This is a genomic window from Roseburia hominis (genome assembly GCA_040702975.1).
Taxonomy (GTDB): Bacteria; Bacillota; Clostridia; order Lachnospirales; family Lachnospiraceae; genus Allocoprococcus; species Allocoprococcus hominis_A.
Genome location: CP159990.1, coordinates 1325944 through 1347080, shown reverse-complemented (window position 1 = coordinate 1347080; position 21137 = coordinate 1325944). Strand labels below are relative to the sequence as shown.

The 21137-nt window shown below is 45.5% G+C and carries 18 protein-coding genes, 2 tRNA genes and 1 pseudogene; 3 read left to right on the top strand and 18 right to left on the bottom strand.

What is annotated here, in order from left to right; translation table 11 throughout:
* Positions 1-130 precede the first annotated feature (130 nt).
* The 3 genes from ABXS75_06345 to ABXS75_06335 form a co-directional block, all read right to left on the bottom strand.
* Positions 131-1636, bottom strand: coding sequence for a sodium:solute symporter (locus ABXS75_06345; GenBank protein XCP86411.1), 1506 nt, complete (start codon positions 1634-1636; stop codon positions 131-133).
* A 15-nt stretch (positions 1637-1651) separates the two neighbouring features.
* The gene (locus ABXS75_06340; GenBank protein ID XCP86410.1) at positions 1652-2569 is read right to left on the bottom strand and encodes a dihydrodipicolinate synthase family protein; all 918 of its coding nucleotides are present in this window, start codon (positions 2567-2569) and stop codon (positions 1652-1654) included.
* 124 nt (positions 2570-2693) lie between these two features.
* The gene (locus ABXS75_06335) at positions 2694-3380 is read right to left on the bottom strand and encodes an N-acetylmannosamine-6-phosphate 2-epimerase (protein ID XCP86409.1); all 687 of its coding nucleotides are present in this window, start codon (positions 3378-3380) and stop codon (positions 2694-2696) included.
* A 504-nt stretch (positions 3381-3884) separates the two neighbouring features.
* Here ABXS75_06335 and ABXS75_06330 point away from each other — a divergent pair.
* Positions 3885-4424: a methylated-DNA--[protein]-cysteine S-methyltransferase gene (locus ABXS75_06330; protein XCP86408.1), complete on the top strand. Its 540-nt coding sequence runs from the start codon at positions 3885-3887 to the stop codon at positions 4422-4424.
* An 88-nt stretch (positions 4425-4512) separates the two neighbouring features.
* On the opposite strand, the gene ABXS75_06325 is transcribed toward ABXS75_06330, so the two are convergent.
* The 11 genes from ABXS75_06325 to ABXS75_06275 all read right to left on the bottom strand — a co-directional run bounded on the left by ABXS75_06325 (position 4513) and on the right by ABXS75_06275 (position 15820).
* The gene (locus ABXS75_06325; GenBank protein ID XCP86407.1) at positions 4513-5304 is read right to left on the bottom strand and encodes a Uma2 family endonuclease; all 792 of its coding nucleotides are present in this window, start codon (positions 5302-5304) and stop codon (positions 4513-4515) included.
* A gap of 389 nt (positions 5305-5693) precedes the next feature.
* Positions 5694-6014: a hypothetical protein gene (locus ABXS75_06320; GenBank protein ID XCP86406.1), complete on the bottom strand. Its 321-nt coding sequence runs from the start codon at positions 6012-6014 to the stop codon at positions 5694-5696.
* 56 nt (positions 6015-6070) lie between these two features.
* On the bottom strand, positions 6071-9025 hold the full coding sequence (locus ABXS75_06315) for an ATP-binding protein (protein ID XCP86405.1): 2955 nt from the start codon (positions 9023-9025) through the stop codon (positions 6071-6073).
* A gap of 342 nt (positions 9026-9367) precedes the next feature.
* Positions 9368-10111, bottom strand: a complete 744-nt coding sequence (locus ABXS75_06310; GenBank protein ID XCP86404.1) for an amino acid ABC transporter ATP-binding protein — start codon at positions 10109-10111, stop codon at positions 9368-9370.
* Complete coding sequence (locus tag ABXS75_06305) at positions 10101-10787, bottom strand: amino acid ABC transporter permease (protein ID XCP86403.1); 687 nt, start codon at positions 10785-10787, stop codon at positions 10101-10103. Before ABXS75_06305 ends, ABXS75_06310 begins: the two co-directional genes overlap by 11 nt.
* 25 nt (positions 10788-10812) lie before the next feature.
* Positions 10813-11577, bottom strand: coding sequence for a basic amino acid ABC transporter substrate-binding protein (locus ABXS75_06300; GenBank protein ID XCP86402.1), 765 nt, complete (start codon positions 11575-11577; stop codon positions 10813-10815).
* A 221-nt stretch (positions 11578-11798) separates the two neighbouring features.
* Positions 11799-12716, bottom strand: a complete 918-nt coding sequence (locus ABXS75_06295) for a TDT family transporter (GenBank protein XCP86401.1) — start codon at positions 12714-12716, stop codon at positions 11799-11801.
* A gap of 68 nt (positions 12717-12784) precedes the next feature.
* Entirely contained in the window at positions 12785-13276 is a 492-nt protein-coding gene (locus tag ABXS75_06290; GenBank protein ID XCP86400.1) for a C-GCAxxG-C-C family protein, read from the bottom strand.
* Positions 13277-13498: 222 nt separating this feature from the next.
* Entirely contained in the window at positions 13499-14407 is a 909-nt protein-coding gene (locus ABXS75_06285; GenBank protein ID XCP86399.1) for a LysR family transcriptional regulator, read from the bottom strand.
* A gap of 38 nt (positions 14408-14445) precedes the next feature.
* The gene (locus ABXS75_06280; GenBank protein XCP86398.1) at positions 14446-15243 is read right to left on the bottom strand and encodes a CPBP family intramembrane glutamic endopeptidase; all 798 of its coding nucleotides are present in this window, start codon (positions 15241-15243) and stop codon (positions 14446-14448) included.
* Positions 15244-15262: 19 nt separating this feature from the next.
* The gene (locus ABXS75_06275) at positions 15263-15820 is read right to left on the bottom strand and encodes a prolyl-tRNA synthetase associated domain-containing protein (protein ID XCP86397.1); all 558 of its coding nucleotides are present in this window, start codon (positions 15818-15820) and stop codon (positions 15263-15265) included.
* Positions 15821-16229: 409 nt separating this feature from the next.
* Here ABXS75_06275 and ABXS75_06270 point away from each other — a divergent pair.
* Positions 16230-16300 (top strand) — tRNA-Gln (locus tag ABXS75_06270).
* Positions 16301-16356: 56 nt separating this feature from the next.
* Positions 16357-16430 (top strand) — tRNA-Pro (locus tag ABXS75_06265).
* A gap of 212 nt (positions 16431-16642) precedes the next feature.
* On the opposite strand, the pseudogene ABXS75_06260 reads toward ABXS75_06265, so the two are convergent.
* From ABXS75_06260 to glnA, 4 genes and pseudogenes are all read right to left on the bottom strand, one after another.
* Positions 16643-17858, bottom strand: a pseudogene (locus tag ABXS75_06260) (LL-diaminopimelate aminotransferase).
* Between the two features lie 160 nt (positions 17859-18018).
* Complete coding sequence (gene dapF, locus ABXS75_06255; protein ID XCP86396.1) at positions 18019-18846, bottom strand: diaminopimelate epimerase; 828 nt, start codon at positions 18844-18846, stop codon at positions 18019-18021.
* Positions 18847-18867: 21 nt separating this feature from the next.
* On the bottom strand, positions 18868-19416 hold the full coding sequence (locus ABXS75_06250) for an ANTAR domain-containing protein (protein XCP86395.1): 549 nt from the start codon (positions 19414-19416) through the stop codon (positions 18868-18870).
* A gap of 77 nt (positions 19417-19493) precedes the next feature.
* On the bottom strand, positions 19494-20828 hold the full coding sequence (gene glnA, locus ABXS75_06245) for a type I glutamate--ammonia ligase (GenBank protein XCP86394.1): 1335 nt from the start codon (positions 20826-20828) through the stop codon (positions 19494-19496).
* Positions 20829-21137: the final 309 nt, after the last annotated feature.

The following is a 21137-nucleotide window of genomic DNA, read 5'->3' as shown; positions in this document are numbered from 1 at the left end:
TCTCCTTTTGCATTGTTTTTCTTTTTGCATTGAATTTCTTTTTACATTGCTTCTCTTTCAGCCTATATGCACGCAGCGGGCATATCCTGCCCGCCTCTATGCATTGCGCCCCAAAGCAATGGTCAAAATGCTACTTTTTATAAATTGTCGTATTCGGCGCCGGTTCTGACCTGTCTCCTTTTACCGTCCGCCAGATCAGGCTCGCCGGAATACCCACTACCAGCGATACCGTGATTGAGATGATGGAATAAGACCAGATCGACACGCTTTCCGCCGGAATGAAATATTTGATGCTGACCATCACAACTGATGCCGCGATGAAGGCAAGAGTCGCTCCGAAAGTATTTGCCACTTTGGTAAATGCTCCCAGAATGAAGGTTCCGATCAAAATACCGAGAACCAGACCCATAAATCCGTTGAACCACTCGTAAGCTGATTTTACGCCTCCATTTGCCAGAACCATGGATACCACAATTGCGAAAACACCCACGATAAGTGACACATACTGTCCAATCTTCGTCTGCTTTTCAAAGCTCAGTTCTTTTTTCGTCAGCCTTGACTGGATATCCAGCGTCCAGCTTGCCGCCACGGAATTCAACCCTGTCGAAAGTGTGGACTGGGACGCCGCGTAGATTGCCGCCAACAAAATACCTGTAATTCCGACTGGAAGCTCAAATGCAATGTAGGACGCGAAAATCTGATCCTGCGCTGCTGCCGGCGGCAGTGCATTCTGCTGATAGAATACAGAAAGCCCTGTCCCGATCAGGTAAAATACGGTAGCAATGAAAATGGAAAGCGCTCCGTTCGTCAGCATCATTTTATTTAACTTCTTCGTATCTGTCGTCGTGGTAAAACGCTGTACAATATCCTGGCTGGATACGTAGGACCCCATAGTATTGAATCCGGCGCCTACGATCAGAAGAAATACACTGTCCTTCAGAATATTAATATTGAAAACGGGCTGATCCTCAGCCAGGAATTTGTGTCCTGCCGTCAGCGCATCATAGACTGCGCCCGCGCCTCCATTAATATTCGCCAGCAGATAAATCAGTGCAAATGTAACTCCTATAAGGAGTACGGAGCCTTGAATAAAGTCCGTCCAAAGTACGGATTTAAGGCCGCCCGTATATGAATAAATGATCGCGATCACGCCCATAATGACAATCAGCAGATTCACATTAAGTCCTGTCAGGCTGGAGAGCACCATACATGGAAGATACATGATGATCGACATTCGCCCTACCTGATAAATGATAAACATGACTGCCCCGAGTACCCGAAGCCCTTTGCTGCCGAACCGAAGCTCCAGATAATGGTAGGCCGTATCAATATCAAGTGCACTGTATATTGGCAGGAAAAACTTGATCGTAAGCGGAATCGCAAGCAGCATGCCAAGCTGAGCGAACCACATGATCCATGTCCCCGCGTAGGAATTTCCCGCCAGTGACAGGAAGGATATCGGACTTAGCAATGTAGCGAAAATCGACACGGAAGTCACCCACCACGGCACAGTCCCATCACTCTTAAAATACTCTTTACCCTGCATATCCTTCTTGGCAAAATGTAGTCCCGCAAACAACACTGCCGCCAGATATACGATCAAAATAATTAAATCTATTACCGTAAAACCCTGCATATTCTTTCTCCCTCTTTACAGATACTGTTCCTTTGCCTCCACGATCATCTGTGCTGCCTCTGCCGCGATTTCCCTGTCTGATGCGGTAAGCGGAGCCAGTGGAAGTCTCACGCTTCCGATATCCAGTTTCTCATTGATTCTAAGAATTTCCTTGACCACCGCGTACATATTTCCATGAGCAGAGCACATCTTGTAAATGATCGCATCGACCGCATACTGTATTTCTCTCGCCTGATCAAGCTTTCCTGCTTTTACATATTCGTCCATCTTAAGGAACAGTTCCGGCATGACTCCATAAGTTCCTCCGATTCCGCCCTCTGCACCGATCACACGGCCGCTGATGAACTGTTCGTCCGGTCCGTTAAAGATGATATAATCTTCTCCGGCTGCCTGCTTGAACATCTGAATATCCTGAACCGGCATGGAAGAGTTCTTTACGCCGATCACCCTCGGGTTCTTCCGCATCACTTCAAACAGGCTCATGGTCAGCGCCACCCCTGCCAGCTGAGGAATATTGTAGATCACAAAATCCGTCTTCGGTGCGGCGTCACTGATGTCATTCCAGTAATCCGCAATGGCATATTCCGGCAGGCGGAAATAAATCGGCGGAATCGACGCAATGGCATCTACTCCCAGGCTTTCAGCATGAGCTGCAAGCACACGGCTGTCCTCCGTATTATTGCAGGCCACATGAGCGATTACCGTCAATTTCCCCTGCGCCGCTTCCATCACATTTTCCAGAACGATTTTACGCTCCTCCACGCTCTGATAGATACACTCACCGGAAGAACCGTTGACGTAAACTCCTTTTACTCCTTTTTCCACAAAATATCTAGTCAGTTCCTGCACACGAGCAGGGCTCACCTTTCCCTCTTCATTGTAACATGCGTAAAATGCCGGAATGACTCCCTTATACTTGTCCAGATTTCTCATAACTCATTTCTCCTTTTCCCTGTGATTTTGATATTGTTGCTGTTTCCAAATTTCACGCTTAGCTTTTCACGTAAACTCTTACTGTTTTATTCTTCTTAGAGTATTAAATTTGTGTTCCGCGCTGCTATTGCAGTGCCTGTGCAAAAGTTCGGGTAATGATCTGGGGCCTCGTGATAATAGAGCCTACTACAACGCTGAAGACCCCTAATTCTATCACCCGTCTCGCTTTTTCGGGCGTATTAATATTGCCCTCTGCAATCACTTCATGCTTCACGTTCTCCACGATCTTCCGCAGTATCGCGAAATCATTTTCCGCGATCCGCATACCTTTGCTCTGCGGAGTATATCCCACCATCGTAGTACCTATAAAATCAAATCCCAGTTCGTCTGCATGAAGCGCTTCTTCTACCGTGGAGCAATCTGCCATCAATAGCTGGTCAGGATATTTCTCTTTCACCTGTGCAAAAAATGTATCAAGATCTACTCCTCCCGGCCTTAACGCCCCAGTCGCATCCATTGCAATAATCTCTGGTTTTGCTTCCACCAGTTCCGCCACTTCCCGCATGGTAGGGGTAATGTAGACCGCACTGTCCTTATAATCGCGCTTCACGATTCCAATGACAGGCAGATCGACCAGACTCTTGATCGCAAGAATATCCTCCCGGGTGTTTGCCCTGATTCCCATTGCACCACCCTCTTTCGCGGCCAGCGCCATTCTTCCCATAATAAACGAAGAATGAAGTGGTTCGTCAGGCAGAGCCTGGCAGGATACGATCAGTTTTCCCCGCAGCTCTTCGACTCTCTTTTTCATACTTTTTATCCTCCTTCGTTGGTAATCCCAAGTATACACGGCAGTTTTTTTTATTCAATACTTTCACCGTGCTTGGAAAGTGCTTTCAAACGTTTCTCAAACAATCTGTCATTTCTTACATATTTCAGTAGATTTTTTGGTTAATTTGCATAGTTTTTTGCACCTTCTTTCACAATCAGCGCAGCAAGTACAACTTACTTGTAAATACAATTTTTTATATAAGAAGAAACTTCTTCCCTTTTTTGAACGGACTTTCTATCAATGCGTTTAGTGTTGTCAATACTATCTATCATTCCCCGGGTTTTCTCAAAACATTCCTGATCATAGGACTAAAATAAGGTTCACTGGACCTTATTTCAGGTATGCTTGGCAACTAAATAACGTCCACTGGACGTTTTTGTCGTATGCATAGCAACAAAAAAGGAACACTGCCAAATATTGACAGTGCTCTCCTACTCATGATATTACTTATATATAACACCGCGAAGGGAAACGATAAACTACATGAAAACACAAAATATCTCTTATCACACATTTGAAACATGCATTGGAACTATGATTCTCGGGTATACCGAGAGTTCCATCACGCACCTCACTCTTGCCCGCAGACCAGATGGAAATGCCAAGAATCAGATACTCTCTCCCGCCGTATGCTCTTCTCCCGGAATACAGTTGACAGACCAAACAACCAAATGCTGCCTGCCTCTTGTAACCCGGGCCATTTCTCAGATTACCGAGTATCTGGAAGGAAAGCGTCAGGAATTCACGCTGCCGCTTGCTCCACAAGGTACCCCATTCCAACAAGCGGTATGGAGGGCTCTCAGAACCATCCCTTACGGGGAGACCAGATGCTATTCTGAAATTGCGCAAATGGTCGGGAATCCGAAAGCCTGTCGCGCTGTCGGCATGGCAAACAACCGGAATCCTATCATAATCCTGATTCCCTGTCACCGTGTCGTCGGAAAAAACGGCAGTCTGGTCGGTTACGCCGGCGGACTGGATATCAAAGAAAAATTATTAGAATTGGAGGGTGCCCGGATCTAAGCCGGAGTGCCGCCAAATAGTAAGAAAAGCGACGTAAAAAGTTAAATGCGAAATTTTTCTCAGACAAAAATCTGTTTTCTTACTTCCACTAATCGCTAATCAGCTCCAACCGCTCCTTGATTTCTTCAAAATCAATCTCCAGCTCACCGTCATAGATTCCGACCGGTACTTTCACTTCAAATCCATAAATGATTGGGTTCTCGTCCTTTTCAAAGTAATAGACGATAACCTGACGGTGCCTGATGTCCACCATCCAATATTCCCTGACTCCGGCATCCCTATATTTTCTCAGCTTAATACCCATATCCTTTTTCCGGGTAGACTCAGATAAAATCTCCACAATCAGATCCGGCGCACCTATAATCCCTCTTTTTATCATCTTTTTACGGTCACAAATAATAAGAATATCCGGCTGAACCACCGTTTTCTCATCGCAGTCGATCTGCACTCCCACCGGTGCCGTAAGCACAAAACATGTCCCCTTCTTCTCTCTAATATACTGCTGCATTGCAAAATAAAGCGCACCACTGACCACCTGATGTTCCAGAAACGGAGCGTCCATCACAAAAAACTGCCCGTCGATTAGCTCAGCCCGCACATCATCAGGAAGTGCATCATAATCCTCCAGTGTATAATCCGACTTTCTCGCCAAATACACAGGGCTCTCCCTTATGATATTTTCCGTTCCATTCGGCGTAACATCAAAGCTTTCAAGCTCCAGTAAATTCTCCAGGCGTTCCCTCTCTTCCACACTCACCTGTGCTTCTTCTCCCTCCCTTACCTTAATCAATTCCGGCAAGGGAATCCTGGTTCCTTCCGCCAACATGCCAAGTGTGATGCCCTTTTCTTCCATTTTCTCTCTGATTCCATAAAATCTCATACTCTCTATTCCCCCTACGTTACTCGCATACTCTAAAATGACTTGTCCGCATTATATAACCATGCTTTTCCTTTGTCAAAGTGGTAAAATGTTGAATAATTTTTTCCAAATCAGGCAAATTGAACTATCAAAATATCTTTTACGCAATGCAGGTCAGCAAAGTTCCAATCCAACCCATGGCTATTTGCTTCTGTCAAAACACATGCCAATATACATAAGCCTTTCTTTTCTATCTCTAATCAAATAATCTGATTCTCTAACTAATCAACTAACCTATTTTTTAGTTTTTTTGTTGAGAATCATCTTATTTCCCCTAAAAAGCCATTAAAAAAAGGCAGGGAAATTGATCTTTCACTGCCTTCCTTATTTTTTACCAGACCCAGCTGCTTTTATACCACTTTAGATTCGCTTCTGACCCAAACTGTCATTTCACCTTCCCCACGGTTATTCCACAGATAATATGGTATGAACTGTAATTCCTGTTTTTCATACTTTTGCGCCATTTCTGAAGCATAAAGACAATCTTCCCAGCCTTCCTCCGATAAACGTTTCCCTTCTGCCATAATCAGAACTGCGCCATCAAATTCATTATTTTGAATTATTTGGGGATGTACATTCGTATTAAGGAAAATCCTCTGAAGGCCTTCTCCATTATCTTTTTCCTCCAGGCAATAGATCATTGGCCCTGCTGATATCATTTTTAAAATCATCTATCTCTCTGCAGCTGTCTCTCTCCCTGAAATAAGACATTCTATAGCAGATACTATCATTCCATAACTGCCTCCATCTCTTTTAACAGTAATTTCACATCAATCGGTTTGGCAACATGTGCATTCATACCGTTTGCAAATGCCTCCTTCTTATCTTCATCAAATGCATTCGCCGTCATCGCAATGATCGGAATGCTGGCCAGCTCCTTATTATCAAAGCTGCGAATCGTCCGTGTCGCAGTATAGCCATCCATGACCGGCATCTGAACGTCCATCAATACAAGGCTATAATAACCCGGTCCCTGTTCGAGAAGTTTCTCGACCGCAATACTTCCGTCATTGGCTTCCTCAACTAACAGACCTGCCTCGCTCAGAATCTCTCCTGCAATTTCCCGATTCAGATCATTATCCTCGACCAGAAGAACTCTTCGCCCCTTCATGGTCATACTTATTTCATGAGTATTCTCTTTCTCAACATGTACCGTTTCCTGCTGCTCGCCCATAAAAGGCTTCATAGGAAGCTGCACAATAAACTCAGTTCCTTCCCCTTTCTTGCTGGTGACCGAAATCGTTCCCTCCATCATCTCCACAAGATTCCGTGTAATTGCCATACCAAGTCCGGTACCCTGAACTCCACTTACAGTCGATGTACGTTCCCGTTCAAACGGCTCGAAAACACGCTTCAGAAATTCCTCGCTCATACCGATTCCGGTATCCTTTACGCGAAATTCATAGATTGTTTTGTCTCTTCCCGGTCTTTCCATAACCTTAACCCAGATTCTGCCTCCCGAATTTGTAAATTTCACGGCGTTACCGAGCAGGTTCTGCAGAATCTGCTTCAAACGAAGTCTGTCCCCGATGACCTTATCATCTGTCACATCCTCCATCTCAATATATAATTTCAGATTTCGGGACTGCACTTCTAAAAGCAGCATATTTTGTAATTCCTGTACCACCTCGGACAGACTGTACTCTGTCTCTTCCAACTGCACTTTACCATTCTCAATCCGGCTCATATCAAGCACGTCGTTAATTAAAGACAGTAAATGATTGCCGGAATCTGCAATTTTTTTAAGGTAACCGCGCACTCGTTCCGCATCGTCCGCATGTCTGATTGCAAGCGTCGTAAACCCAATAATCGCATTCATCGGGGTGCGGATATCATGAGACATATTGAACAGGAACTTTGTCTTTGCTTTACTTGCATTCTCTGCTCTAAGCAGTGCATCCTCGATTAACGCCTTCTGCTTCATTTCATTTTCCATAGCCGCAGTATTATCCATGGTGATCAAACTTACGTACAGCTTCCCATCCAGTTCCGTCTTATATGCGCTGGCGGAATACATCCTGTGAATTCCACTTTCGTTCCTTTCCCTGCTTCTGAAATCGCACCTGAATTTTTCGGCGACAGGCATTTTAAGCAGATTTGCTGCCGACAACTTCTCTCTGACCTTCTCTATATCATCCTGATGAATATACCGCTCCTGTCTGGCAAACCATACACTCCAATCCTCTTTCTCCCATGGCGTAATATGGTTATCCTCAAAAGACAGATAGACCGTCGAGAAATCGCTCAAATCAACCTGCCACGCCCCCTGATGCATTCCCGATGCAGTCATGATCAACATTTGCTCATACCGATGCATCTGATTCTCTTTCTGTTTCTGATCCGTAATGTCCTTTACATTATTGTATGCAATGATATCGCCGCTTTTCTTGTCTACCGCCAGATAGGTACTGCGTCGCACAAAAATTTTCTCTCCCTCCAGCGATCTGGCATAATACTCGAATGTAATCTCACTTTTTCCCTGCTCAAATTGTTTATTAAGATACTCTCTTCCGGTATATTCCAAAAACAAAGTTCTTGATCCCTCGTCCACATAAGTGTCCGCCCAGCGCACGATATATGTATCATAATCACAGGGCAGCTCCAGCCCCAGGACTTCTTCCAGCGGCCTTCTGCTTCCGTCCCTATTCTTCCAGATTCCTTCCTGTATCTGATTCCTGGTCATATTCGCCTCAAACACAATGATGGCATCAGCCAGTACCGCATTCTTATATTCCCCTCTTTCCTCTGCCACCTCCGCTATCGTCTGCTGCTCTTTCCGATAAAAATGAACCATAACCACCAGAACCACGCCAAAAATCAAAAGAAGCATCGTCTCCAGCCGGATTCCCGCATTATTGGCTTCCTGAACCATGGTGACATTCGCCGCTTCCGGAAATACCTGAATCAAATACCAATCTGATTTCAATTTCGTCATGCACCCGCCAGACTTCTGCGTTTCCAGAGTAAAATTAAGACTCTGACCGCTTTGCATCGCCTGATACATACTGTCGGACAGTTTCTCATTCCCCTCTGCCAAATCGGTAACATAGAGTTCCTCATTGGTATCCAGCGGCAGATTACTTGCAGCCACCCTTCCCTCCGGTGTGCACAAATACAGATTGGCCGATTCTCCAAAATACGTTATATCAAGCATCTTTGCCAGCTTGTTGCTCGCCTGATACACCCCGATAAGCACACCCACGTTCTCTCCCTCAAAGGTAACCGGCGAATAGAACATAAGCAATGTCTCGTGGGTCGCGCGGGAATTAAAAATAACCTCCAGACCGACATTTCCCTTCATTCCATCCAGATAGTACTTCCTGTCTCTTGCATCTGACACGCCGCCTGTAATGTTATGGTCCATGCCATCCTTATCTGCAAATTCAAGGAAATCAAAAACAGAATCTTCTGCAAGCTCACGTACAAGATCGATATCTACCTCCGGCCTGTCCAACGACTGGCTTACAAATGCACTCATAATACGAATGTTTGCATACCCGTCCGAGAATACCTGATCAATTTGTCCCGCAATCTGAATCGTACTATCCTGGATATATCCCATATTTTGTTCCATAATACGCTGCTCATTCTCTCTGGTAAATGAAAAAAAAGCAAGCAAAATAAAAATCATCACCATAATGCAAGCTATAATCTGCTTAGATGGTCTTCGTCTGTTTATCATTTCCTGTCTCCTACCGTTGGGTATATAAGTTTAACCTTCATATAATATATAATGTATCATAACATAAAAAAAGACTTTATCCAATCACAAAAAGACTCTATTGCCCTGTTGCTTCCTTACCTTTTATCAGACACCAGATTACCGTCTTTCTGACCTTCTAAATCAAATCACTCCAAATACAAACAGGCAGGACCAAAGTGCTTTTGGTCCTGCCAATATCGTTCTTAAAAATTTTACCCAAGGGCATCCCGCATGGCCATTCGGCCGTTTCACAAGGTATACCCAAGGGCATCCCGTATGGCCATTCGGCCGTTTCACAAGGTATACCCAAAGGCATCCATTTTACAACACCTTCGATAAGAATTCCCGCAATCTTTCATCCTTCGGATTTGAGAAAAACTCCTCCGGCGGCGCCTGTTCCTTAACTCTTCCTTCATCCACAAATAAAACCCTGCTTCCCACTTCTCTGGCAAATCCCATCTCGTGAGTCACCACGACCATGGTCATGCCTTCCCGCGCGAGCTGCTTCATAAGCTCCAGCACCTCGCCTACCATCTCCGGGTCAAGAGCGGAGGTCGGCTCGTCAAAGAGCATCACATCCGGATCCATGGCAAGCGAACGAACAATCGCGATTCTCTGCTTCTGTCCACCGGAAAGCTGGGACGGATATGCATTCGCCTTTTCCTCCAGTCCTACCAGTTTCAAAAGCTCCATTGCCCGCTCTTCGGCCTCGGTTTTGCTCTTTCCTCGCAGCTTCATCGGAGCAAGCGTAATATTTTCCAGAATCGTCTTATGCGGGAACAGGTTGAAATGCTGGAACACCATTCCCATTTTCTGACGGTGTTTGTCAATATCCACATACTTATCGGTAATGTCCACACCTTCAAAATAAATGTGGCCTTCCGTCGGAACCTCCAAAAGGTTCAGCGATCTGAGAAACGTAGATTTCCCGGAGCCGGACGGCCCTACGATCACCACGACCTCTCCTTTACGTATCACCTCATCGATTCCATCCAGCGCATAAAACCTGCCAAATGATTTGCGGAGGCCTTCCACACGAATCAATTCTTCTCCATTAATGATCACTGTTTCTCAGCCTCCTCTCCAAAAGCTCTACCAGCTTCGTAAATATCATAACCATTACAAGATAAATGAGTGCAACTGCTATAAGCGGCATAAATGCATCAAATGTACGGCTTCGGATAATATCGCCGCCCTTAGTCAGATCCTGAAGGGCAATATATCCGGCAACAGAGGTCTCTTTTAACAGCACAATGAACTCATTTCCCAGCGCCGGAAGGACATTTTTAAACGCCTGCGGCATAATAATATGAACCATCGTCTGCGTATAATTAAATCCGAGGCTTCGTCCTGCCTCAAACTGCCCGTTATCCACGGACATGATTCCCGAACGGAAGATTTCCGCCACATACGCGCTGGAATTCATACCAAAGGCCAGAACCGCCACAATTTCTTTGCTGATATTCACGCTCCCAAAAATCACAAAATATATAATAAGAAGCTGAACAACGACCGGAGTTCCACGGATGATCGTGATATACACCTTACAAAGTACATTTGCTATCTTTAACCTGCCTGTCTTATCATAGGTCGCCCTTACGATTGCCAGCAAAAATCCCAGAACCACGCCAATCATAACGGCACAGAAGGTTACCAAAAGGGTAACCTTCAAACCGTCCACAATGTAATGCCATCTGTTATCTTCAATAAAATTTATATAAAAACGTTCTTTTAAACTCATTACAGGACCTGCCTATCTGCAAAAATTACTTAATGTATTTTGCTACGATTTCGTCAAATGTTCCGTCTTCCTTCAGCTCTTTGATGGCAGCATTGACCTTTTCCAGAAGCTCCGTATTGCCCTTTTTCAGCGCAATCGCATAATCCTCTTCCGCATATTCAGCCTCAAGAACCTTAAGCCCTTCTACCTGCTCGACAAAGGTCTGCGCCGGCTGGTCATCAATGACAACTGCATCAATCTTGCCCTGTGCAAGTGCCTGCACTGCTTCCATACCCTTATTGTAACGCTCGATCGCCTCGTCGCCGAAATCATCTGTCGTGTAAATATCGCCCGTTGTCCCTTCCTGAACACCGATCTTCTTCCCTTCAAGTCCGTCCGGCCCTGCAATGTCACTGTCCTCTTTTACGATGATTACCTGACGGCCGGTATAATAAGAATCACTAAAATCAACCTGTTTCTTTCTGGTCTCGTCTACCGTCATTCCGGCAACGCCGAGATCCGCTTTTCCACTTGAGACAGCAGACAAGATGGAGTTAAATGCCATATCCTCAATCTTAAGTTCCATTCCCAGCTTCTCAGCGATCGCTGCTGCAAATTCAGCATCAATACCTACGATCTCGTCTCCTTCATAATACTCATACGGCGGGAACTCCGCATTGGTCGCCATGACCAGAGTTTTTTTCTCCTCCCCTTTGGAATCCCCCTTTGCAGAATCCTTGGAACCACATGCAGTGATCATTCCCATGCACGCGATTGCTGTAAGTACCAGTCCTAATTTCTTCATTTTCATAATTTTCTTCCTCTCAATCCATATTATTTTCAGTTTCCATGTGTCTCAGGCGAATGCCTTTCATGCATTTGTCTGACTGCTATACATACTCGGACAGGCTTTTTGCTCTCTCCGTTTATTTCTCCCTATTCTACCATGGTACAGTGAAAAAGAAAAGTGGTTATTTATACAATATTTTTGCATAAACAACCACTTTTTCAGCTAGTTTTACCATAGCCCTTTTATTTTTTTGCAAATAGGAAGCCCATAAAACGAATCAAAGTATACACTGCAAACAAAACTGCAAGAATCGTCTCGACCAATACCACATATTTCAAAACCGGCATCGGCTGTCCCATGTTCATCAGACAAGCCATCGTCTGTTTAGTGGCAACCGCACTGATCGCAAAGGGGAAGGTGAAGGACGCATAGCTCGGGAAGAACGGCAGCTTCAAATACCCTACTGCCTTTGCCACAGCAAAAATATAAAGCACCGTAGCCACAGCCAGCATCGCCAGCAGAAATCCTCTGGACTTCGGAGTGACAGACTGCACATAACCTACGATACACAGACTTGTCGGAGCTGCATAGATACAGATCAGCGGTTTTGCCGGGTCCGGCACCTCCTTATACTTTGTATAACGCATTGTAACCAGCACAAGAAGTCCGATTAATGTCACAAACCCGAACCAGAAGGCTGCTGTTCCGATTCCAAGCTGTTCATAAGCCGGAGCTGTTACTGCTGCCACTGCGATTCCCACATATACAATATAATAGCTGGCGAACACTTTTGGCATCTGCAATTTTAAGATAAACTGTATGGTAAAATACACAATCAATACAACATGAAGTGCAATCGCGAACAGCCAGATGTAAAATGCAGCTTTCCCAATAAATGGCTTCACGTATGTACTCAGCAACATGAGTGCCATGGGAAAGGTTCCAGACACACTTGCCATGATTGGATTTTTCATATCCTCTTTTATCATCTTCGGGAACATGATCAGTTTCAGCAAAAACAGTACCAGTAAAATTGCTGAGACGATTCCACAGGCATACCGGATTCCTTCCGAATAGCTCTGCAGCAGATTTCCCAGTGTCGCAAAGCCCAGCATCACGCCGCAGATTGGCAGCGGGACTTTTTTAATTACCTCTTTCATTCCTTTATTCTCCTGTCTTTTGTATCTTTTATGCGAATCAAGCTGTAGGATATAACGCTATCCGTATATTAAGAAGTCTGTTCATCGAGGTTCGTAAGTCCCAGCTCGCGAACTACAATCTCAGCCACCTTACCTGCGCAAAGTCCTGTAAAGTAGATACACTGCTGTTTGTGTTCCCCTTTTCCCATATCAAATTCTTTTGTCAACACACGACAGCAGCAGGAATGTTTTCCATTTGCTTCCTTGAACCAGTCATGGAGTTCATGCGTAAGCTGCATACATTTTACGACCTTCGGATCCTGTGGTCCATTCTGCTCAGTACGGCCAAAGAACAGCCCAAGCGCAAGAATTCCACCGTTAAGCGCGCCACACATGCAGCCAGATTTTCCCGCACCAACTGCCATACCAGATGCCATAGCAATTACTTCCTTCGGTACATCGAGTTCAAAGTTATCGCGAATTGCGGCTACCAGAGCCTCACAACAGAAATATCCATTTCTGAAATTATCCTCTGCATCTTTGACTACTTTCTTTACGCTGATCTCCTGTTTGATATTCATCGTTATTTCCTCCTTTGTCATACACGAAATTCTTTCATGATATTATTTTATCATTAAGCCCTTGCATCAACAAATCGAGATTTTCTATAAAAATATTCTATATATACTTTTTTTCTATATTTACGAAAAAATATACAAAAAATACCGTTTTTCTCTCTTTCTAAATTGTACAAAAAGAAAGAAAATACGGTATCCCTTCAACATTTCGTTTCCAATTCTTCACTATCTGGTGATAACCCCTGTCCGAATCAGGGAAAGCCATTCTCTGACGTGCGCGACAAAAAGTTCTACTGCCTCGCCCGGCTTTTCCCCCTTCCGCGTCAGCATACACGCCTTCCACTGGTACTCCCCGTCGGAAAACGGTATCATGACCAACCCGTCAGCCTTCATATCGTCAAACACAAAATCCACTGTGACAGAAATACCTTTCCCGGCTTTCACCATTTTATGGCACAGGCTGAATCCGCTTGTTTCAAAAATGATATTCGGTTTAAACCCGGCTTCTCGACACCGTTCTACAATCAGATGATGAATTTTAAACTGGCTGCTTTCGATAAATAATGGTTCCCCTCTTAAATCTTCAATCGTGACCGATTTTCTTTGGCTTAAAGGGTGGTCTGTATTTACTAAAAGCCGAATTGGAAATGTCTCTATTTCCGACACGTCATAGCACCCTTCTTCAAAATCGGCGATGGAAAATGCCACATTGCCTTCTCTTTCCTGAAACAGCCGTTCTACCTGTCTGTCAGGATATTCCCGATAGTGAAACTCAATGTCCGGATATTTCCGCTTAAAATCCAGAATACAGTCCGGCGTCAGAAGTCTCAGAATTCCATATGCCGATATCAAATCTACCACCCCATGTTCCTTTTGCCTGATACGGAGCATATCAGTGAGCATAGCATGATGTTCCGCCCGCACCCGCATCGCGTACTTTGCAAAACGCTCTCCTGCCTCTGTAAGCGCCTGACCGTGGGCTGTACGCACGAACAGTACACACCCGCATTCTTTTTCCAAATTTTTTATGATCTTGCTGACTCCCTGAGGGGTAATATATAATTTCTTTGACGCCCTGGTGATACTTTGCTCTTCCACAACTGCTTCAAACGTCTCTAAATCCTTGATATTCATACTATCTCCACTGCCTCCGCCCATAAAGGAACCGTTCTCTATTCGTCACCAGTCATTTCGCTCATTTCTCGCTCTTCTTCCGCCCTCTTTTTCTCTTTCATTTTACAAATTCCCCATACCGCAATAACTGCACCCGCCACTTCCAGGGCCAGCGTAAATACCGCCGGAATCTGTACGTTCATCAAAAGATAGCCGGAACCGTTGATCACTATATGCATCACGATTCCCGCCGTCACCGTCCCGTAAGTTCTCACCGCATATCCCATGGCAAGCCCTAGAATAAAGGTATATAAGCCCTGGATCACATTCATATGATACAGACCAAAAAGAGCCGCCTGTAATACATTGGCTATCCAGAATTTCCCGGAAGCTCCCTTAAAATACCGCATAGTCACTCCCCGGAAGATTAGTTCTTCTCCAATAGGTGCCAAAATGACCGTATAAAAAATCATGGAAAATGTGAGGCTCCCAAGCCCGGAGGTCTCCACCAGTTCCAAATATTCCTGCATGAATCCCGGCATCACGATCTGGGCGAAAATCAAGAACAGGCTGCTTCCAAATTGCAGCGCAAGCGCTGTGACTACAAGCAGGCCAAATCCTTGCCTTAATCCCTCTTTAGTTGAGCGAAATCCTTGCTTTTTACCTTCTCCAAGGTAATACCACAGACCAAATATCGGAATCGCAAGCACCTGATAAAATACCATATACATTCCCATGTCCCGGGTCACTTCACTTCCCACCATAACTGCCACGATCTGTATTCCAAGAGAAATAACAAACGGCAGAACGCCCAGCAGGAACCATGATATTCTGATTCTTTTTCTACTATTCTCCATTTCCTTCCTAAACGCTCCTCTACTCTTCTTTTTCTGCATAATCCGGTAAATCTACCATAATCGGCTCATGATGCACCGCCGGAAGAAATTTTTCCAATATATCCTTCGTTCTCATACGCATACTGGAAGTGCTGACACAGGGGTGACAGCCGACTGTCTCGCTTTCTGCCACCGGCTTATCAATCAGGAGCTGAACATGGTGCTCCTTATCATTCATCAACCCCATCACCGACACCGCTCCGGGGTGGATATGCAGAAATTCTTCCATATATTCCGCCTCTGCAAAGGACAAACGCGAGGAACCAATCTGTTTTGACAGATCTTTCGTCTTAAAAACCTTCTCGCCCGGCATCATCAATAGATAGAACTGTGTCCTCTGTCGGTTGCAGAGGAATAAGTTTTTGCAAATCGTTGCTCCGAGTATCCTGTCTATCTCATTGCACGCTTCCATCGTATTCGCCTCTTCATGATCTGTGCGGTAATATTCTATTCCAAGACTGTCCAGCAGATCATAGACCTCAACCTCTCTGGGCAGTCTGCCGATCGTATCCTCCGGTCTTCCCTTCACAAGTTCCATATGGGTAATCCTCCTGTAGTATTTGTTGGTTTAGAATTTTCAAGTGGTCATATTATACTATAGTCCGCAGTGCGAACTCACGAGCTTTGCCCGTTCGTTCACGGGCTTTCGCCCTATCAAATCGCAGGAAAAACAATTCGTCTGCAAGCAGCCGATTGCTTTTCCTGTGATTTGGCACTGCTCATTGCTTTCGTGAATATCTTACCACAATTCTTATCACTTTCATATCTAAAAAGCAATGTTAAAATATTCTCTCACAATGCCCATTCCAATTAATAATATCAGAAAAATATATCCATATCACCAAAAAGACTTTCTTTAATTTTTTTCAAAAAAAGGCTTGCATTTTGTCGGAGTTTTGATATAATACTATTGTTCGCTGTTGATGCGGACAACTGCAAAACACTAATGCGGATTGGTGTAATGGCAGCACAGCAGACTCTGACTCTGTTAGTAGAGGTTCGAGTCCTCTATCCGTAGCTCCTTAATTGAATAAGGAAAGCCGGATATTCTAAGGAATGTCCGGTACATAACATCGGAGTGTGGCTCAGCTTGGTAGAGCGCTACGTTCGGGACGTAGAGGCCGCAGGTTCAAATCCTGTCACTCCGATTTTTTATTTGGTGGGTACCACAAAACTTGTGTTTACAGGTTTTGTGGTTTTTATTAGCCACAAAACCAAAGAAAAGCCACAGTAACTTGCATTTTGCAAATCCTGTGGCTTTTCCCATCTTCCTATTCAATTTTTCTCTGCCTGGTCACACCTCAAAGCTATTTTTTCGCCTCTTATCACCACGAGCAACCATGTCCCAGGCACTCTTCTCTTAAATATTCTGAATCCGCTTGATGGCCTCTAAGGAATTCTCATAGGTTCCAAATGCCGTCAGCCGGAAATATCCTTCCCCGCTCGGGCCAAATCCAGACCCCGGAGTTCCCACTACATTGGCCTTCTCAAGCAGGAAATCAAAGAACTCCCAGGAAGTCATCTGTCCCGGAGTCTTAAGCCAGATATACGGTGAATTCACTGCACCGGACACATTGTAACCTGCACTCTTCAGGCCTTCGTAAATCGTTCTTGCATTCTTCTGGTAATATGCGATCTGTTCTTTAAGTCTGCGCTTTTCCTGCCTCGGAATAAACAGCCTCGCCCGCCCTCTGTACGATATACGGTGCCCCGTTATACTTGGTTCCGTGACGTCTCGCCCACAAAGAATGAAGCATCACATCTCCACATTTCAAATCCTTCGGAATCACAGTCGCACCCAGACGCACTCCGGTAAATCCTGCATTTTTCGAAAAACTTCTAAGCTCGATTGCACAGGTTCTTGCCCCTTCGCACTCAAAGATGCTATGCGGTACATTTTCCTCGGTAATATACGCCTCATAAGCTGCATCATAAATAATTACCGCGCCTGCTTTATTCGCGTAATCTACCCATCTCTGCAGTTCGTCCTTCGTGATCGCCGCACCTGTCGGATTGTTCGGGAAGCAGAGGTAGATCAGATCCGGCGTCTCTTTCGGCAATTCCGGTGAAAAATGATTTTCCTCGGTACACGGCATATAAATCACATTACTCCATGTCTCCGTCTTCGGATCGTATGTACCGGTTCGTCCGGCCATGACATTGGTATCCACATATACCGGATAAACAGGATCGCACACTGCAATTTTACAATCCGGCCCAAAAATTTCCTGAATGTTACCGGAATCACTCTTTGCTCCGTCAGAAATAAAGATCTCGTCCGCAGAGATCTCGCAACCTCTTGCCTGAAAATCATTCTTCGCAACCGCGCTTCTTAAAAACTCATAGCCCAGATCCGGCGCATAACCGTGGAAGGTCTCTGCGTGCGCCATCTCATCGACCGCCTTGTGAAGTGCCTCAATAATAGCCGGAGCGATCGGCTGCGTCACATCACCGATCCCCAGACGGATAATCGGAGCCTCCGGATTCGCCTCGGCAAAGGCCGCTACCTTTTTAGCTATATTGGAAAACAAATAGCTGCCCGGTAATTTTAAATAATTTTCATTTACTGTATACATCGTCGTCTTCTCCTGTTCTTTTTCTATAACTTATTGTTATTCGTAGTCTTTCCGATACCGCTTTTCTGAACAGCCGGTATTCTTTAACCAACCGGACATTCCACTCAAACCACTGTCAACATGCGCTTAACCAAACCTCTTCTTAAGTATGCCTGGCAACTTAAATAACTCCGTCAAATACTTTTACAGCCGGTCCGGTCATATATACCCGGTTAAGCTGGCGGTCCCATGCTACGGATAAATCTCCTCCTAATAATTTAACTTGTACTTTGGCATCTGTCAAGCCATTAAGTACCGCGGCCACCAAAACTGCGCAGGCCCCCGTCCCGCAGGCGAGGGTCTCGCCCGATCCCCGCTCCCATACCCGCATCTTTAAGTGTCTGCGGTCCAACACCTGACAGAACTCCGTGTTAATCCGCTCCGGGAATCTGGGGTGGAACTCGAACAGCCGCCCCACTCTTTCCACCGGAAAATTCTCTGTATCCTCCACAAATACGACTGCGTGCGGATTTCCCATGGAAATTCCCGTCATGCGATACCTCTCTCCCTGAATCTCGATGACCTCATCGAGAACCAGATCTTTCTCGCTCAGTATGGGAATGCAATGCGAATTAAATCTGGGCGTACCCATATCCACTCTGACGGCCTCCACCTCCCTGCCTGACACACAAAGTTCAAGCTTTCGGATACCGGAGAGCGTCTCGATGGTCAAATGTGTCTTTCCCGTAAGTCCATACTCATAAACATATTTTCCCAGACAGCGTATTCCATTTCCACACATCTTCGCCCGGGAACCGTCTGCATTATAAATATCCATCTTAAAATCAGCAATAGCGGACGGTTCGATCAGAATCAGCCCGTCTGAACCGATTCCAAAATGCCTGTCGCTGATCTCTTTTGCAATTTTCGAAGGATTTTCTATCGTTTCTCTCATGCAATTTACATACACATAGTCATTTCCAATGCCATGCATTTTCGTAAATTTCATAGACCTCCGCCTTTACAACTCCTATTCTGCCATAATACTGAGCACCATTTGGGCAGTTTCCACCATATTATTTCCACTGTCCATACTGCATTTTTGCAGGTAGCGGTGCGCCTCCTCCTCGGTCATATGATTTCTGTCCATCAGAAGCTCTTTGGCGCTTTTCACCAGGGCTTGCTGCTCGGGACTGCGGTTTTTAAGCCGGGCCTTCCGCTTTTTCCTTCTGCGCTCCATGGTCTCCAGCAGCATCTGCACGGTATTCATAAGGTCATATACCTTGATCGGCATACCAAGACCCACCACACCCGGAAGCGCGTCCCCTCTCCATTTCTCCAAAGAAGCGACCAGCAGCATCTCAAAGGTATCGGGCAGATATTCTCTCAATTCAGTATATAACATATCTTTCAATTTATAACCACAAATCACGATTCCCTCATCAAGATCCTCTGCATATTGAACTGCGTGGGCACCCGTGGTACACACCGCCAGAACATCTACCCCGTTACGCACCAGTATATTGCGAATATTTGCTGCATTTTCCCGTTTAGGGAATACAACAATAATACTACTCATTCATTCAAGCCTCCGAATATCTGCCAACGTCGAGTTACATATCCCTTCCGGAAAATTTTCCCCGAAAACAGGATATTTTAATATCTCTGCAGATATTCGTCAAGCTCCCACCTGGTCACCTGGGCACAGTGCTGCCTAAATTCCTCCTTCTTCGCAGTGATAAACTTCTTACTCAGTTCTTCTCCCAGAACATTCTGTATAAAAGTGTCCTTTTCAAATTCGTGAACTGCCTCCAAAAGGCTGCCCGGCAGAGATTCAATTCCCAGTTCCTCTTTTTCATCACCGCTCAGTTCAAAAATATTCCTGCTAATCGGCTCTGGCGGATCTATTTTTTCCCGAATTCCTTTAAGCCCCGCTGCCAGGCAGACTGCCAACGCCAAATACGGGTTGCAGGCGGCGTCCGGACTCCTGAGCTCGACCCTTGCTCCCACTCCGGCAGTCTCCGGAATACGGATCAGCGGCGTCCGGTTATTGGCAGACCACGCAATATAGACCGGCGCCTCGTAGCCCGGAATCAAACGCTTATAAGAGTTCACCAGCGGGTTCGTGATCAGCGTGATTGCTTTGATATGCTTCATCAGACCGCCGATGAAATAATACCCTTCCTTGCTCAGTCCATTCGGATCCCCCGTATCGCGGAAAATATTCCGACAATCTCTGGAAAGGGACAGATTCAGATGCATACCGGAACCATTGATTCCGAATATCGGTTTCGGCATAAAGGTCGCATGAAGGCCATGACGTTTGGCGATGGTCTTAATCACCAGCTTATAAGTCATAATGTCATCTGCCGCCTTAAGCGCCTCGTCATATTTAAAATCAATCTCATGCTGGGCGGGCGCCATCTCGTGGTGGGACGCCTCCACCTCATACCCCATATCTTCCAGCGTGAGCACCATATCGCGCCTTGCATTTTCCCCGTAATCCAACGGGCTTACGTCAAAATATCCCGCCCGCTCGGAAGAATGCGTGGTCGGAGCCCCATTTTCATCGCAATCAAATAAAAAGAACTCGCACTCGGGCCCCACGTCGAAGGAATAACCGTACCCGGCCGCCTCCTCCGTCATTTTCCGCAGTACGCGTCTCGGGTCGCATTCATAAGGAGTACCGTCCGGTTTATAAATATCGCAGATGAACCGCGCCACCTTGCCCTGCTGCGGGCGCCACGGGAAAATGGCAAATGTACCAAGATCCGGCCGCAAGAACATATCCGACTTCTCGATTCTGGAAAACCCTTCGATCGCCGAACCGTCGAACATACACTCATTATTCAGTGCCCGCTCAAGCTGACTGGTGGTGATTGCCACATTTTTCATCATTCCGAAAATGTCCGTGAACTGAAGACGGATAAATCCAACATCATCCTCCTCGACCATACGAAGAATATCCTCTCTTGTATAATTATGTTTCATATTCGTTATTCCTCCTAAATCTTAATTACCGTAGGCATGCAATCCCATTTTAGCTGCACTGTGCCTAACTAAACCTTGTGAAACGGCCGAATGGCCATACGGGATGCCCTATGGGTATACCTTGTGAAACGGCCGAATGGCCATACGGGATGCCCTATGGGTATACTACTCACTTTTAAGTTCGCATATTCCTGTGAGCCGGGTTACCTTGACCGCCTCCCCACTGGAATAAATGGAAAAAGGCGCTCTCAGCCCCGTGAAAACGCCCTTGTTTGCCCTATATTATAATGATAGTCCCTAAAATTGTCA